Origin of the sequence: Pseudoalteromonas caenipelagi (assembly GCF_013140855.1) — a bacterium.
GTDB classification, from domain to species: Bacteria; Pseudomonadota; Gammaproteobacteria; order Enterobacterales; family Alteromonadaceae; genus Pseudoalteromonas; species Pseudoalteromonas caenipelagi.
The window spans coordinates 250,131-266,763 of sequence record NZ_JABBPG010000006.1 but is presented as its reverse complement, the minus strand read 5'-3'; the positions used below and the strand labels follow the sequence as shown (position 1 = coordinate 266,763).

Here is a 16,633-nt window from a genome sequence, read left to right as displayed (position 1 = left end):
ACAAAACAATGAAACCAATTTATTCAACAATGCTATTGGTGGGGCTATGCACAAGCTCTGCAATGGCGAAGCACAACGATGCAATAGCAAAAGAAACGATTAATTCAGGTTCGTCTATTTCTGGCTTAATCAATGACCATATTGCCATAGGTACGGCCTACGACAGCCAAACAAAACGCTTTTTGAATGTGCAACCTGTAGCAGGTCGGATTGATGAGACATACGGCAACAGTGAAGTGACGTTTAAAACAGGCATTGATATGAGCTACGATGATTTGCTCAGTACACTCAATGGTAGCGTTGACTTAGATGTTAACTTCCCTGTGGTGCGTGTATCAGCAGGGGCGTCTCTTGCTAAAGAAATGGCTTCAAGTACGTATTCAAGCTCATACACGTTTAGCGCTCGAAGCACGCCTAAAAAACGTTTGTTCTTACCGCAAGACAGTAACATTGGTTATACCTTGTCACAAGCCGGTGAAGAAATAGCGAATAAACATCAGGCTAAGTTGCAGCAGCTTGCTGGTGATGAGTTTGTGTCGGCAATCGAATATGGTGCCAATATCATGGTGAACCTGAAGATAGATTACGGCAGCAATAAAGATAAGTCAGAAATCGGTGGCTATCTCGATGTGGACTTATACGGTGGGGTATTCAATGTGGGTGGACAACTGAAATACCTGCAAGATGATACTAAGTCATCGGTGAAAATTACCGTGCGTGCTATTCAAAATGGTGGCGACCCTAAGCAGTTATTAAGCATTATTCCAAATAACATTATTACCTGTTCATTGGACAATCCCAAACCGTGCTTTGACATGTTTTACGAAGCGGTGCAATACGCTAAAACGGGCTTTGGTTCGCAGTTAAATTCACTCAGTGATTATAACGTAGTGCGTTATTACACCACGCGTTATGACAGTGCATCTTTGGCATTACGTCCCTTAGTGGCTGATTATCAAACCATTCGTAATGCGACCAAGTGGTTGATCAGCGAATTAGAGGATGACTTTAAGCAAGCGGTACTTGACGAGCAGCGCGCTTCTAAATTGCTGACTAGCTATTACGCTTACCTACCGGAGGCACAGCGCAGTGCTGTAGAGACGATTCAAAACCTCGCCTATGACAATGCTTGGTTTTTATTCAATGCAGCACAGTTTTGTCGTGACAACCCATTTGGTACAGCGTGTGAAGACGAAGTACAAAAAATGAAAGACGATTGTGCACGTCGCGGCAAAGTATGCCCAGCTAGCTATGATGTGACTCAGTTGCAGCTGCCACAATCAGATCGTTTAGATTGGAAGCAGTGTGAATTGGCACGCCAAGAGGCTGTGCGCGCAGGAGTGGTGAGTGAAGATGATAGTGTGAAATATCGTAATATGCGTTGGGCACCTACTTTCATCAACATCAATGCACCTGCCATTGGTATTTTGAACTGGCGCTTATGTGAAGGTGCTTTAGGCAGCTACGGTAACGCGTTTAACACGCTTTAAACACCCCCAGAGCTGGCCAAGGTGCATCCCCTAGTGCATCTTGGCCTTCTGCTAAAGGAGCTATCATGAAATTAATAGCAGGGTTCATGCTGTTATTGGCGTTTAATATCTCGGCAAAGCAGTATTATAGTGAGCAATTTAGCGAGCAAGACTTAGGCAAGGCGTTTGATACCGAGCTACACCGGGCATCTGAGACGTGTTTAACAGGGACTGTTGAGCATCACCAACAAAGTGCAGGGCAACTGGATTATTTACAGCGCTTAAACGAAACCCAAATAAGGCGTCGCACTTTTGGCGAAGTGCATGGAGGAGTGAATTTATTTATTGTAGCCGGCAGCGTATCAACCTCCATTACTCACACCAACGCAACTGATAATTTAACCTTAACGTCGCAACTACATTTAAAGTTGTCACAAGGGCACAGTACGATAGAAAGCCGTCAGGTGCTTAAAGACGCTGAGTACTGCGGTGATCAATTCATTTATCAAGTTAATTACGGACGAGATCTGTTTATCAATACACGCTTGCATTTTCGCTCTGAAGCCGATTACAAAAAGTTTGTAACGAAAATAAAAATTAGATTGCTGTTTTTCAAAAAGACCAAAACCAAAGTTAAAGAGATTGAAAAGTTTGCGCAAAATGCAGTGCTGACCATAGATGCTAACTCTAGTGGCTCTTTGCCTCCTAGGCTGCAACAAATAATGAACTCTAACCCTAAACACTGCCGAGGCAGCAACATATCACCCTGTTTAAATACTTTGCAGGCTCTAGCTGATTATACCTTTGGAGGGCAATTGAGTGATGACTTGGGGGCTTTGCCAAAATTGCCACGTAGTATTATCACTAAAACATATGAGGAATCAGGTCACTTTGACGTAAGCAATGATGTATCAGTGGTGAGTACAGAGCAATATGAACCCATATGGCGCGATATAGAAAAACGTTATGGCGAAGCTGTTCGGCGTCATCGACGAGCTGAAGCATTCTTAGCTGTTGCAACCGAGCAAGAACAAGCTAGTGCTCAAGCGGAGTATGATATGTCGCAGCAACAACTAAGCCAATTGCAAGTATTGCGCAGTACCTGCCTTGTACAGCCTTGGTTAGGGCAATGTCAGTGATGTATGAAAAGTAGCCAGAAAAGCACGAAATTGAATTTTTGTTTTAAAAAGTAATTCTAAGCACGTAACTATCGAGCTGTTATATTTTCATCCATTGATAAGGTTTGGGTGGTATATATTTTCCCTTAAATTTGTTTTTTGTGGGTTTGTTTTTCTTTTAGGGTGAGGTTTTATTCTTTGCTGGGGTTTTTTTATGCTTGATCTTGCTTTGTAACCCATGTTACAACATAGCCAATCCATCAACAGGACAATTTTGCTCTATGAAAAACATCACGCTTTTGTCACTACTGCTTAACCTCTTACTGATTAATTGTTTCAGTGGGGTGTAGTGCGCGTAAATAGAGCTACTACTTTAACCCCGCACTAGCGGGGTTTTTTTATTTTTGGGGATGAGGAATAAGTTATGCAGGATAAAGTGTGGATTTTTGATACGACATTGCGTGATGGTGAGCAAGCGCTAAAAGCCAGCCTGACAGAAAACGATAAAGTTCAGTTAGCTCATGCAATTAGCCGCCTAAATGTTGACGTAATGGAAGTTGGATTTCCTGTGTCTAGTCCAGCAGACTTTAGAGCGGTACAGCGAATTGCAACTGAAGTCAGAAACCCGATTATTTGTGGTTTAGCCCGAGCGGTGAGTAAAGATATTGAGGCGTGTGGTGAAGCGCTAAAACCAGCACTGCAAAGTCGCATTCATACCTTTATTGCAACGAGCCCGCTGCACCTAGAGCATAAGCTACGTATGAGTTTGGATGATGCAACGGCCATGGCTGTTAAGTCAATAAAGCTTGCGCGAAATTACACAGATGACGTTGAGTTTTCATGTGAAGATGCAGGACGTACACCCCATGCTGATCTGTGCCGCATCGTAGAGGCGGCGATAAACGCAGGTGCTTCTACTATTAACTTGCCTGATACTGTTGGCTATGTCACGCCAGACGAATATGCGGCGATGATCCATCATTTGATGAACAATGTGCCTAATATTGATAAAGCACGTCTGAGTGTGCATTGTCATAACGATTTAGGCTTGGCTGTGGCTAACTCGATTGCAGCCGTACAAGCAGGGGCAAGGCAAATCGAGTGCACTATCAACGGCATAGGTGAACGAGCGGGCAACTGTTCGTTAGAAGAAGTGGCGATGATCATGAAAATGCGCCAGGACCACTTAAAAGTACATACAGATATCCATAGTGAAGAAATTTATCGTGCGTCTCGCCAAGTGGCCAAAATATGCAACATGGCGGTGCAACCGAACAAGGCTATTGTGGGTGAAAATGCCTTTGCACACAGTTCAGGTATTCACCAAGATGGCGTGCTTAAAGCACAAAACACCTACGAGATCATGTCTCCTGAAAGTGTTGGTGTGCCAAATAACCAATTGAATATGACTTCACGCTCTGGCCGCCATGTTATCGAACACCGTTTAATGGAACTTGGCTACCAAAAGTCTGATTATGATATGGATAAGCTGTATGAGAGTTTCTTAGCGTTGGCTGACCAAAAAGGCACCGTGTACGATTATGACCTTGAAGCGATGATTTACTTTAACCAAATCAACGATGAAGATGACCATTATAAATTAGAGTTTGTTAACTCTACCTCAAATTCTCAATCGGTAGCCAGCTCGACCATTGGTATGACAGTCGGTGAGCAGTCAAAACAAGAAGCCGCCACGGGTAATGGTCCGGTTGAAGCGTCATTTTTGGCGCTTGAACGAATTACCGGCATGGCGGTGGAAGTTATTGAATACAATTTAGATGCAACGGGACAAGGTGCCAGCTCTCTTGGCCAAGTTGACATTATCGCAAAATATAACGGTCGACAATATCACGGCGCAGGCCTTGCCGCCGACATTGTTGAAGCGTCTGTGCGGGCGATGATCCGCGTTTACAATCTTATCGATAGAGCACAAAAAGTCTCAAGTTTAAAACAACAAAGGAAAGCAGGATGAGCCAAGCAAGTTACCAAGTAGCCGTACTTCCCGGAGATGGCATTGGCCCTGAAGTGATGGCGGCGGCACTGAATGTGTTAGACGCTGTAAGTGACAAGTTCAATTTTAAAATAACACGTGCAGAATATGCCATTGGTGGCGCAGCCATAGATGAGTATGGCCAAGCACTCCCCGCCTCAACGCTTGCAGCTTGTGAAGCTGCCGATGCTATTTTATTTGGCTCGGTAGGTGGTCCAAAATGGGAAAACCTACCGCCAGAACAACAACCGGAACGGGCTTCTTTGTTACCACTTCGCAAGCACTTTGGGTTGTTTTGTAACTTGCGCCCTGCGCAACTGCTACCTGCACTAAGCGCGGCGTCGCCACTTCGTGCCGACATCAGTGAACAAGGCTTTGATATTTTATGTGTTCGAGAGCTGACAGGAGGCATTTATTTCGGTGAAAAAGGCAGAGAGGGCGCAGGGCAAGATGAATCGGCTTTTGATACTCAGCGATATTCTCGTCATGAGATACAGCGCATCGCGCGCTTTGCTTTTGAAGCGGCCAAATTACGTCACAATCATGTGACATCAGTAGATAAAGCAAACGTATTGGCATCAAGTGTACTTTGGCGAGAAGTGGTTACTGAAGTTAGTAAAGATTATCCAGAGGTTAAGCTTGACTATATCTATGTAGACAATGCAGCGATGCAGCTAGTTAAGCAGCCTCAGCAGTTTGATGTGCTGTTATGTGATAATTTGTTTGGTGATATTTTATCTGATGAATGCGCCATGATCACGGGCTCTATGGGTCTACTTCCATCGGCCAGTTTGAATCAATCTGGGTTTGGTTTATATGAGCCTGCAGGGGGATCTGCACCTGATATTGCTGGTAAAGGTATTGCTAACCCAATTGCACAAATTCTAAGTGCTGCGTTGATGCTGCGATATTCGCTTGGCCAAGATGAAGCTGCTCGAAGTATCGAAAAGGCAGTCGCAGAAGCAGTAGCCGCAGGGGTGGGTACACCTGATATCTTCCCACAAGCGGGCTATACCACACAAGATGTCGCACAAGCGATTGTAGCGAGAATTTAACCTATTTTGATAGCAGTCTTCCGTCAGGCTGCTGTTTTAGCTGAGGATGTAGCAAGTGGCACAAACCTTATACGATAAAATTTGGCAATCTCATGTGGTTGCAAAAATTAATGAACAAACCGATTTACTATACATTGATAGGCACTTAGTACACGAAGTAACGTCGCCGCAGGCATTTTCTGGTTTAAGAGAAAAAAACCGTGCAGTGAGATGCCCAGAAAAAACCTTTGCGACAATGGATCACAATGTATCAACCAAAAGCCGTTCATTGGATGCAGCCAGTGAGGTATCAAAAAACCAGCTAATGGCGCTTGCTAAGAACTGTGAAGAGTTTGGGATTGTGCTTTACGACTTAAACTCCATTAATCAAGGCATTGTTCATGTAATGGGCCCTGAGCAAGGGATCACTTTACCGGGTGCAACCATTGTATGTGGCGATAGCCATACCTCGACCCATGGCGCATTTGGCGCGTTGGCGCATGGTATTGGCACGTCAGAAGTTGAACATGTATTGGCAACGCAAACATTGCAGCAAAAAAAGGCCAAATCATTAAAAATTCAGGTCAATGGTTTATTGCGCCCAACTGTAACTGCAAAAGACTTGATCATGGCGGTAATAGGAAAGTTGGGCACGGCGGGTGGTACAGGTTATGTTGCTGAGTTCTGTGGCTCGGCGATTGAAGCATTGTCGATGGAAGCGCGTATGACCTTGTGCAATATGAGTATTGAAATGGGCGCAAAAGCGGGGCTTATTGCACCTGACAAAACGACTTATGCATATTTAAAAGGGCGCCCTTTTGCACCTAAAGGGGATGACTTTGATGCGGCTGTTGCCTATTGGCAGACACTTTGCTCAGATGAGGGTGCTCAGTTTGATAGTGTGGTAGAGCTTGATGCCCAAGATATCCAACCACAAGTGACGTGGGGCACGAGCCCCGAACAAGTGATAGGCATTGATGAGTTGGTGCCAGACCCAGAGCAAGAGCCTAATCTGATTAAAGCACAAGCTATTCGCAGCGCCCTACAATACATGGGTCTGCAGGCTGGACAAAAGTTGTCAGATGCGAAGGTAGACACCGTGTTTATTGGGTCGTGTACTAACAGTCGTATTGAGGACTTACGTGCTGCTGCTGATATTGTTAAAGGTAAGCAAGTTGCAAAAGGGGTCGAAGCGTTAATTGTGCCAGGCTCTGGCCTAGTAAAACAACAAGCAGAACAAGAAGGACTTGCTGATGTTTTTAAAGCGGCAGGGTTTGAATGGCGTGAGCCAGGTTGTTCGATGTGTTTGGCGATGAATGATGACCGTCTCGGCGCGGGTAAGCGCTGTGCTTCAACGTCAAATCGCAATTTTGAAGGTCGTCAAGGTCGCGGTGGTCGTACCCACCTTGTTAGCCCTGCAATGGCAGCGGCTGCGGCAATTGCAGGTCACTTTACTGATATTCGAGGAGAAGTCTAATGAGTTGTTATCATCAAGGGTTGTTGGCACCATTAGATAAAAACAATGTGGATACCGACCAAATCATCCCTAAGCAGTTTTTAACATCAACCAGCAGAGATGGATTTGATAAGGCGTTATTTTATGATTGGCGCTATCTGGAAGATGGCTCACAGAACCCTGACTTTGTGCTTAATGAAGCGTGTTACCAAGGAGCTTCTATATTATTGACGCGTGACAATTTTGGCTGTGGTTCTTCACGTGAACATGCGCCATGGGCACTTAAGCAATATGGCTTTAGTGTGATTTTGGCACAAAGCTTTGCTGATATCTTTTTTAACAATTGTGGTAACAACCAAATGCTGTGCATTGCTTTACCAGCTGAAGTGCTTGAACAGTTGTTTCAATTGACCCAGCAGCATAGCGATATTCATGTTGAAGTGGACTTGGCTAATCAGCAGTTAAGAAGTCAGTATTTCGATGCTATTGATTTTGATGTGCGCGCTGATATTAAAGCGCGTCTATTAAGTGGTTTAGATTTTATTGGTGAAACAGAGCAGTTAAACGATAAGATCAGTGACTTTGAGCAGCATTTGAAATCCCAACGTCCTTGGCAGTAGCTTTATTGATGGCACTGGCTGGAAAAGCGCTTTAGCCTAAATAATTGCAACAAACCAAAGGGTCGATTACCCTTTGGTTTTTTGTCTCTGGCTGTTAGGAACACCGTCTATGAAATTTACCGCATTGAGCGCTTTAGCGCTTTTCAGTTCGCTTGCATTGGCACGTCCAGCGCCTTTGGTGTCTATTCCAACACACGATGCATTTTTTAATCAGATTGCTGCGCACTGTGGTAAAGCTTTTGAAGGGGAAGTTGTTGTTGATAATGCACCGGGTCCTAGTTCATTTGCAGGTAAAAAACTTATTATGCATGTTCGCCGATGTGATGAGCGCCAACTTCAGGTACCTTTTCATGTTGGTGATGATGCCTCACGTACTTGGATCATTACCAAAACAGGGAGTGGTTTAAGTTTAAAACATGATCATCGCCATGAAGATGGCAGCGATGATGCGTCAACCATGTACGGTGGTCATACTCTTGATGCTGGGTTTGCCAATGTACAATCATTTCCTGCCGATCAGTATTCAAAAGAGCTTTTTGTCCGCCAAGGGATCCCACAGTCAATGGGTAACACTTGGCAGATGTTTATTTACGATGAGTCGTTTAGCTACCGTATGGTACGAGAAGGCAGAGAATTTCGAGTAGATTTTGATCTTACTCAGCCAATTAAAACACCTGCAGCACCTTGGGGATATAAAGACTAGATGGTTGGTGCTTTGAATTAAGATAGGAATTTATTCAAAGCCCAACAGCACTATAATTCGCATTAACGTATTTTGCTGGCTATTTTTAATAGGTCATTAAAAAGCCGACTATTATCGGCGCTTAAAAAAGGAACCGTTATGGCGATAACAGAGCGACAAAAGCAGCTGGTACAACAAAGTTTTGCTAAAGTTGAACCGATCGCAGAGCAAGCCGCTGAAATTTTTTACAGCACGTTATTTGAGTACGACCCTGCATTAAGGCCATTGTTTAAAAATAGCATCAAGAGTCAAGGGCAAAAGTTAATGGCAACACTAAAGCTTGCTGTGGCGGGGCTAGATGATTTGGATAAACTCGTTCCTGTTTTGCAAAGTCTCGCTGAGCGTCACGTGGGATATGGTGTGAAAGCGAAAGATTTTACTCCGGTTGGAAATGCTTTACTACATACACTAAAAGTGGGACTAGGGGAGCAGTGGAATGATGAGCTGCGCCAAGCATGGGTCGACACAATTCATATCGTGGCGGATGTGATGAAGGCGCACGCATTTGCAAAGTAACTAACCTCAGCTGCACATAGGCGAATTTGCCCAATAAAGCTATTTCGCACACTCTCTTCGTTATTTTCACTTGTAATAGCACGCTATTACTTCGCGAAAATGCCTTGATATTGAGCGAAATATCATCATTTGATATTGAAAAGGTTACAATGTCTCCATTGTGAGCCATAAAAACCCTTAGCCGCAGCTGAGATTAACTAAAATCGATCCAAATTAAACACTTACGGTTGTATTGCTTATTGGCTAATACATTTGAGATCAACCTGTAAGTCGCTTTGATAGGGTCTAGGTGTTGTTGGCAGCTTTTCATAGCGCTGTACACCTTTGAGTATGGTGAGCTGGGGGGTACGCGCTTGGCATAATCTAGCACTGTGGCGGAGTAAGAACACACTTTGTTGCAAAAAATGCTCGTAACTGTCAGATTTTATCTTTAATAAGTAATGCTCATTATTATACTTAGTTTGTTCGTAGTGCACCTTGTGATCAAAGTCATAGAGTTTTTCGGACTTTACATCTTCGGCAGATGCAAAATTTGCAGCGACGAGGGGAAGAATCATCAGGAACTGCTTTAGGTACTTTCTAAAGTTGGCTCTACCTTGATATACGTTGTGCATATAAACTCCTTGGCACGAAAAGTATTTCATAAGTTATTAGTTTAACACAATGGAGAAGTTTACTTGTTAAATCACCTGAAAAAGCTATTGCAAAGTAACACCCCCAAAACGGTTGGACATGAAGTTTTAGATTTTAATACCGCATTGGCAGCTTTATTGGTTGAAGTGATGCGTGCCGATGGCAAGCTGTTAGATAGTGAGTTTGACAAAATTAGTCACATTTTAACGCAGCGTTGCCAACTTAGCGCAGAGCAAACGACAGCACTGATTGATAAAGCGCAAAAACTAGTAGAGCACGCCATTGACCTTTTTGCATTTGTGAAGCAAATCAATCAACATACCTCTGACATTGAAAGAATCGATATTATTGAGCTGCTGTGGCATGTCGCGTTTGCTGATGGGCATTTAGATAGTCATGAAGATCATATAATTCGCAAAATATCAGGGTTGCTTTACGTTGCACACCCTGATTTTATTAGTGCAAAACTTGCTGCACAAGAATCTGCTGCTAAGTAATAATATCAATCATTCATTATTGCTAAGCCCTCTTTTGAGGGCTATTTAAGGCAAGGCATAGGCGATGAAAAATATTAAATACCACTTTGGAGTAAGGGTATACCGTGGTGTTTTCATGTCATGTGATCGAGCTATTAAATAACACGTGAAAAACGCGCCGTTTTAAGTTGTTGTTGTAAATATTCATCAAAACACATGCAGATGATGCGAATAAACAGGTTCCCTCTGCTTGTCACTTCTATCTTGTTGTCTGATATCTCAACTAACCCATCTTGGGCCAAAGGGGTGAGTGCACTTAAAGCGTCAGCAAAGTGGCTTTTAAACTCGATATTATAGTGTGCCTCAAATTCGGTGATATCTAATTCGAAATGGCAAATTAGTTGCTTGATCACCTGTGCTCGTAACAGATCTTCTGCATTGAGTTGCATGCCTTTGCTAATGGCAAAGCCGTGTTGATTGACGGCGTCATAATAGGTTTTTAACTCTTTTTCGTTTTGTAAAATAGCATTACCAATTTGCGAGATTGAAGACACGCCTAGCCCCAGTAAATCACAGTCTCCATGAGTTGTATAACCTTGGAAGTTACGGTGTAATTGTCCATGCTGCTGAGCAATGGCTAATTCATCTTGTTTTTTCGCAAAGTGGTCCATACCAATAAATTGATATCCAGCTTGACTCATTTGTTGCAAGGTATTTTTGAACATGGTGAGCTTTTGCTGTGGCGTCGGCATGTCTGCTTCTTTGAGTTTACGCTGCGCCGCAAATTTATCAGGGAGGTGTGCGTAGTTGAATACCGACACTCTATCAGGACTCAGTGCGATGAGCTGTTCAATACTTTGCGCAAAGCTATCAGGTGTCTGATGAGGCAGGCCATAGATCATATCAGCATTGATAGACTTAAACCCTAATTCTCGTGCGTGCTTAAGTAGGGCAATCACATCATCCATATGTTGTGGTCGATTAACCGCTTCTTGTACTTGGTCATTAAAATCTTGCACACCAAATGAAACACGATTAAAGCCTAGTACGTGTAAGTGCGCCAACATGTTATCTGCCAGCGATCTTGGATCTATTTCTATGCTGCGTTGCGCTTGATTATTAAATTTAAAATGTCGCTCTAGCATGGTGATTAGACGCGTCATTTGCTCGGTGGTTAAGAACGTTGGCGTTCCTCCACCTAAGTGAAGTTGCTCTACCGTGTAATGTTTAAATAAAGGTGCTTTAGATTGTATTTCTAACTCTAGATTATCTAAATAAGTATCAGCCTTGTGCTGGTGACGAGTGACGATTTTGTTACAACCGCAGTAATAGCAAAGTTGATGGCAAAATGGGATATGGACGTAAAGTGAAAGTACGTCACTATCAGAGGCTCCAATGGCAGTTCGCAACGCAGTATCATCATATCCTGGTGCTAAAGATAAAGCGGTAGGGTAAGAAGTATATCTCGGGCCCGAGACATTATATTTTTTGATTAGGGAATCATCCCATGTAGGTAAATTAATCACGATACGCACTCGCACAGTCTGCTTACAATTTTGATTGCGATAGTGTATCGATCTTCATCAACTGCGGTATTGATCTAGGGCAAAAAGAGGTGAGCCACAGACATGTGGCTCACCGGTTGTTAGAGTTTAAATTGATTCACGGTACCATTGAGAGCTTTGGCAAGATCGTTTAAGTCACGTGCTTCACTTGCCAGAGTTTGGGCATGATGTGCCGTGCTATTAACCAAGTCATTGATGGTGTTGAGGCTATTGTTAATATCTTCAGCAACCACCGTTTGCTCTTCTGTCGATGTGGCAATTTGGTGGCTTTGATCTTGTACCGTCACCACTGACTCTGCAATTTCTTTAAGAGAATCTAATACGCCTTGGGTTTGTTCAACGGTACTTTGCGCTTGTTCTTGCCCTTGTTGCATCATGGTGGATGCTTGCTGGGCTATCTGCTGTAAGCGAGAGATCATATTACGAATGTCATCGGTAGACTCTTGCGTCCTGCTTGCCAATGAGCGAACTTCGTCTGCAACCACCGCAAACCCTCTGCCTTGTTCACCCGCACGAGCAGCCTCAATTGCGGCATTAAGTGCCAGCAAATTAGTTTGCTCTGCAATGCCGTTGATCACATCAATGACCGCGCCTATGTTACTGGTCTCTTGTTCAAGGCCAGAAACAACTTTAGCGGCTTCGCCGATATGTACAGATAGTTCAACCATCACTTGCTGTGCTTGGTTTGAACGCGCTGCACCATCTTGCGTCATACGCTGTACGGTTTCTGCTGCTTGGTTGGTTTCTTGTGCGTTGCGTGAGATCTCGGTGACCGTAGCGGCCATTTCTGTCACAGCGGCGCTAACGCTATCGACCTGTTCTTTTTCTTGCTGAATTTCATGATTAGTATTGGAGGAGACGTCGCTTAATTGCGCAGAGGCATTACCTAGTTGTGAAGCTTGTGCGGCGGTATCGAGCATCATTGCGCGCAGCTTATCAATAAAGGTGTTCATATGGTGCGCCAGTTGGCCCACTTCGTCATGGCTATTGATGTCTATGCGCTGAGTCAAGTCGCCATCACCCGAGGCAATATCCCGCATAATATAGGTGAGTTTGGTAATTGGTTTTGCAATCATATGTGTCGCCCACCAAATCATCGCAACAACAATACCAAGGATAACGATAACCGAACTGACCGTTGTCATAACGGCTTGCTCAACAGGCTCTTCAATTAGGCTTGTTGGAATTAAAATACCCACATGCCAATCTAGAATGGGCGTGTCTAACTTAACCCTATTAAAAACGACGTAGTATTCTTTACCTTTAAGGGTGACTTTAGCTGTTCCAGACTGATTAGTCTTAATCTTTTGGTTGAGCGCGGTAAACCCTTGCGTGTTTGCAAAGCGACCTTCTAAAGCTTCTAAACCTTCTTTGCCATTTGGACCTTCATCTGTGATAGATAGGTCATGACCTGTTTGTTTGGAAAGGTGAACAACTTTTAGATTACTGTCGAGCAAAAAGCCATAGCCTTGACCATGAAAGCGAATATCTTCAACCATGGCGCTGATGCGGTTAATTTGTAAATCGACACCACCAATACCAACCAGTTCACCACGGCTGTTGTGTACAGGTTGCTGCACAACGGCGGATACTGCCCCAGTATTGATATCGACGGTTGGTGTGCCGACATACAGCCCGTTTTTGCTTAGGGCGTCTTGCCACCAACCACGTTTATAGGTGTAGTAGGGTTGTCCATCGGCAAACTTCGATGTGCGTTCATTTTCTTTAAAATATTCGCCGGTTTTAGCTGAACCAAAAAATGCCGACAACACGTTTTCGTCATTGCTGCTAATACGATTGAAGTCTTTATTAATGTTGTCATAACCATCTAAAGTGGATAAGTCGGCTTCTCTGGTATCGTATCGCTCAAAAAACTCAATCATATGTGGGCTGGTAATAAAGGATTTTACCAATTTACCATATTGAGCGAAAAATGACTCCATCGATAACTTTTCACTCAGTATATAGCTTTGCGCTTCTCTCTCGACACCCTGTCGCGATAATGACGCAATATGATTGACGAAATAGCTAGAGGCTATGATCAGGAGCACGGAAATCGTGCCACCTATGAGTAGGAGGATTTTTTTTCTCAAAGATAAATTTTCAAGCATGGTCTGTTCTTTTTCTTGGTAATGCGCAAGAGGTAATCAAACCATATCTATCCCAGCTTTGCTACCGTTTGCGCCAAGCGATGTTAAACAAGTATGGTCGAAAATTGTATTTTTTTCATCGTAATACGCTTTATGTCGTAGTTATGTGGCACACATTTAGGTTGATGTTCTTACTTGGGATGTGACAAGGGGCACAAAAAAACGCCCAACGAGGGGCGCTTTTGATAAAGGAATTGGTTTACCGAGCGGGTTAATTAGCCGCGCGGACCTGCCTGTTTGATGGCATCTGAGACATCATACTTAGCAAAGTTCTCTTGGAAGTCGGCAGCCAGTTTTGCTGCGTATTCAGCATATTTAGCCTTGTCTTCCCAAGTATTAATTGGGTTAAGAAGCTCGCTATCGACACCAGGAACTGATACAGGTACATCTAAGTTTAACGACTCAATGTGTGTTGTTTCAACGTTAACCAGCTTACCTGATACAATTGCATCAACAACAGCACGTGTAGTTGGGATATCAAAACGCTTACCAATACCGTAAGGTCCGCCAGTCCAACCTGTGTTCACTAGGTATACTTTTGCACCAAACTCGCGTACACGCTTCATTAGAAGCTCTGCATATACACCTGCTGGGCGAGGGAAGAAAGGCGCGCCAAAACACGTTGAGAATGTTGACTCAATGTCAGACGTTGAACCAATTTCAGTTGAACCAACTTTAGCTGTGTAACCGCTTAGGAAGTGATATGCTGCCGCTTCTTCTGAAAGAATAGAAACCGGTGGTAACACGCCACTTACATCGCATGTTAAAAATACAACTGCTTTAGGTTCGCCAGCACGGTTTTCTAGTTTGCGCTTTTCAACGTGCTCTAATGGGTAAGCTGCACGGGTATTTTGCGTTAAGCTCGTATCTTTAAAGTCAGGTACGCGGTTTTCATCTAACACAACGTTTTCTAAGATGGTGCCAAATTTAATGGCATTCCAGATCACAGGCTCATTCTTTTGTGACAGGTCGATACATTTAGCGTAACAACCACCTTCAATGTTAAATACGCTGCCAGGTGCCCAGCCGTGTTCGTCATCACCGATTAAGAAACGTGTTGGATCTGCTGAAAGTGTTGTTTTACCAGTGCCAGATAAACCGAAAAATAATGCTGTATCACCCGCTTCACCTACGTTTGCACTACAGTGCATAGGTAATACGCCTTTGGCTGGTAATAAGAAGTTCTGTACCGAGAACATTGATTTTTTCATTTCGCCTGCGTAATGCATACCCGCAAGTAGCACTTTTCGCTCAGCAAAATTGATGATCACAGTACCATCGCTGTTGGTGCCATCACGCTCTGGGTCGCAAACAAATGAAGGTACATTCATCACTTGCCACTGAGGTAAGTCTGAGGCGTTGTAATGAACAGGTTCAATAAACATGTTTTTTGCAAAAATATGGTGCCATGCAGTTTCTGTAGTAACCACTACTGGTAAGTAGTGTTCAGGATCTGCGCCCACTTCAAGGTGAGAGACGAAGTGGTCTTTACTTTGTACGTGTGCTTCAACACGAGCCCATAATGCATTAAATTTTTCGGCATCGAATGGACGGTTTACATTACCCCATTGGATGTCATTTTCAGTGCTTGGCTCTTTTACGATAAAACGGTCACTAGGTGAACGGCCTGTACGACGGCCAGTTTTTGCAACGAAAGCTCCATTTGCGGCTAAAGTGCCTTCGCCACGGCTAATGGCGTGTTCGACAAGTTCGGCTGCAGTTAAATCGACAAAACGAGTAGCGCTTGAAGTCATGTTATTACCTAAATGTGAGATTGAACGGGATAGCTCTGAAGTTCTGACTAACCTTAAGCTGAATTTATCTTACCAGATGGTTTTGAGATATTCGAGCTTTTGGAGGGCCTAAAAAGGCATAAAAATGTCAAAAAACTTAAATAATTTCAATGATACCGGTGTCATGAAAATTACTAAATTAGTGATACCGGTGTCATTTTTTACCAACAAAAAAGCCGTCATTTTGACGGCTTGATATTAGAAACGGACACTAAGGCTATTTTAGTTAAAAATTGCTTTGATCTCGTCTTCATTAAAAGTGTAGTTTTTTAGACAATAGTGACAGCTAATATTGATCTCCCCTTGCTCTTTAAGATCTTCAAGTAGTGCTTCTTGACCAACATTAACGAGTGCATTAATGGTTTTTTCACGGCTGCATCCACATACAAAATTGATTTGCTGTGGTTCAAAAAGCTGAGGGTTGTCTTCGTGGTACAAACGCGTCAGCACTGTTTGTGCATCTAAGTCGAGTAACTCTTCATCTTTGATGGTATTACTCAAAGCTTCTAGATGTACAAAGTCTTCAATTGACTTTTCTTTATCAACAGGAAGTACTTGCAAAAACAAGCCTGCTGCTTTAACGCGTTCTCCGCTGGTACGAGTAGCAAACCACAAGCGCGTTTTTAATTGCTCTGACTGGGTGAAGTAATCTTCTAAACAAGCTGCAAGTGAGTCTGATGTTAGCGGCACGATACCTTGATAACGTTCGCCTTTTATTGGCGTAATAGTAATGACCATATAGCCTTTACCCATTAACTCAGGGATGGTGGAGCCACTGATTTCACCTTGTAATCTTGCAACGCCACGCATGTTTTGTTCGTGATCGCCATTAATAACGGCATACTTGACGGGGCCATCACCTTGCAATTGTACTGCAATGTCGCCTTCAAATTTCAAAGTGGCCGTTAATAAACTGGTCGCAACCAACAACTCGCCGAGCAGTGCTTGAACTGCTTGCGGATAGTTGTGTCCTGCAATGATCTCGTTAAAGGTTTGATCGATTTGTACCAGCTCGCCGCGTACATCGAGTTTTTCGAAAATATAGCGGTGTAGTAAATCAGGTTGCATTTA

14 protein-coding genes are annotated in these 16,633 nt (G+C 43.5%); 9 read left to right on the top strand and 5 right to left on the bottom strand.

What is annotated here, in order from left to right:
* The first annotated feature begins 8 nt into the window (after positions 1–8).
* The 8 genes from HG263_RS15270 to HG263_RS15235 all read left to right on the top strand — a co-directional run bounded on the left by HG263_RS15270 (position 9) and on the right by HG263_RS15235 (position 8,945).
* The gene (locus HG263_RS15270) at positions 9–1,490 is read left to right on the top strand and encodes an internalin (protein WP_171626945.1); all 1,482 of its coding nucleotides are present in this window, start codon (positions 9–11) and stop codon (positions 1,488–1,490) included.
* A 65-nt stretch (positions 1,491–1,555) separates the two neighbouring features.
* Positions 1,556–2,608, top strand: a complete 1,053-nt coding sequence (locus tag HG263_RS15265) for a hypothetical protein (RefSeq protein ID WP_171626944.1) — start codon at positions 1,556–1,558, stop codon at positions 2,606–2,608.
* A 403-nt stretch (positions 2,609–3,011) separates the two neighbouring features.
* The gene (leuA, locus tag HG263_RS15260) at positions 3,012–4,559 is read left to right on the top strand and encodes a 2-isopropylmalate synthase (RefSeq protein ID WP_171626943.1); all 1,548 of its coding nucleotides are present in this window, start codon (positions 3,012–3,014) and stop codon (positions 4,557–4,559) included.
* Positions 4,556–5,632, top strand: a complete 1,077-nt coding sequence (leuB, locus tag HG263_RS15255; RefSeq protein ID WP_171626942.1) for a 3-isopropylmalate dehydrogenase — start codon at positions 4,556–4,558, stop codon at positions 5,630–5,632. The genes leuA and leuB overlap by 4 nt, the downstream gene beginning before the upstream one ends.
* Before the next feature lie 55 nt (positions 5,633–5,687).
* Complete coding sequence (gene leuC / locus HG263_RS15250; protein WP_171626941.1) at positions 5,688–7,088, top strand: 3-isopropylmalate dehydratase large subunit; 1,401 nt, start codon at positions 5,688–5,690, stop codon at positions 7,086–7,088.
* The gene (leuD, locus tag HG263_RS15245; RefSeq protein ID WP_171626940.1) at positions 7,088–7,687 is read left to right on the top strand and encodes a 3-isopropylmalate dehydratase small subunit; all 600 of its coding nucleotides are present in this window, start codon (positions 7,088–7,090) and stop codon (positions 7,685–7,687) included. The genes leuC and leuD overlap by 1 nt, the downstream gene beginning before the upstream one ends.
* Before the next feature lie 109 nt (positions 7,688–7,796).
* Positions 7,797–8,390, top strand: coding sequence for a hypothetical protein (locus tag HG263_RS15240; protein WP_171626939.1), 594 nt, complete (start codon positions 7,797–7,799; stop codon positions 8,388–8,390).
* A gap of 138 nt (positions 8,391–8,528) precedes the next feature.
* Positions 8,529–8,945: a globin family protein gene (locus HG263_RS15235; RefSeq protein ID WP_171626938.1), complete on the top strand. Its 417-nt coding sequence runs from the start codon at positions 8,529–8,531 to the stop codon at positions 8,943–8,945.
* A gap of 236 nt (positions 8,946–9,181) precedes the next feature.
* Here the strand turns inward: HG263_RS15235 and HG263_RS15230 are convergent, their stop codons facing one another.
* On the bottom strand, positions 9,182–9,559 hold the full coding sequence (locus HG263_RS15230; RefSeq protein ID WP_246239979.1) for a hypothetical protein: 378 nt from the start codon (positions 9,557–9,559) through the stop codon (positions 9,182–9,184).
* 63 nt (positions 9,560–9,622) lie between these two features.
* On the opposite strand from HG263_RS15230, the gene HG263_RS15225 reads away from it, so the two are divergent.
* The gene (locus HG263_RS15225; RefSeq protein WP_171626937.1) at positions 9,623–10,075 is read left to right on the top strand and encodes a tellurite resistance TerB family protein; all 453 of its coding nucleotides are present in this window, start codon (positions 9,623–9,625) and stop codon (positions 10,073–10,075) included.
* 134 nt (positions 10,076–10,209) lie between these two features.
* On the opposite strand, the gene hemN is transcribed toward HG263_RS15225, so the two are convergent.
* The 4 genes from hemN to hslO form a co-directional block, all read right to left on the bottom strand.
* Positions 10,210–11,580, bottom strand: coding sequence for an oxygen-independent coproporphyrinogen III oxidase (gene hemN, locus HG263_RS15220; RefSeq protein ID WP_171626977.1), 1,371 nt, complete (start codon positions 11,578–11,580; stop codon positions 10,210–10,212).
* A 119-nt stretch (positions 11,581–11,699) separates the two neighbouring features.
* On the bottom strand, positions 11,700–13,730 hold the full coding sequence (locus HG263_RS15215; RefSeq protein ID WP_171626936.1) for a methyl-accepting chemotaxis protein: 2,031 nt from the start codon (positions 13,728–13,730) through the stop codon (positions 11,700–11,702).
* A 254-nt stretch (positions 13,731–13,984) separates the two neighbouring features.
* Positions 13,985–15,523, bottom strand: a complete 1,539-nt coding sequence (locus HG263_RS15210) for a phosphoenolpyruvate carboxykinase (RefSeq protein ID WP_171626935.1) — start codon at positions 15,521–15,523, stop codon at positions 13,985–13,987.
* A 261-nt stretch (positions 15,524–15,784) separates the two neighbouring features.
* Positions 15,785–16,630 (bottom strand): Hsp33 family molecular chaperone HslO, encoded by an 846-nt coding sequence (hslO, locus tag HG263_RS15205; protein WP_171626934.1) that lies wholly within the window; start codon positions 16,628–16,630, stop codon positions 15,785–15,787.
* Between the last annotated feature and the right edge of the window lie 3 nt (positions 16,631–16,633).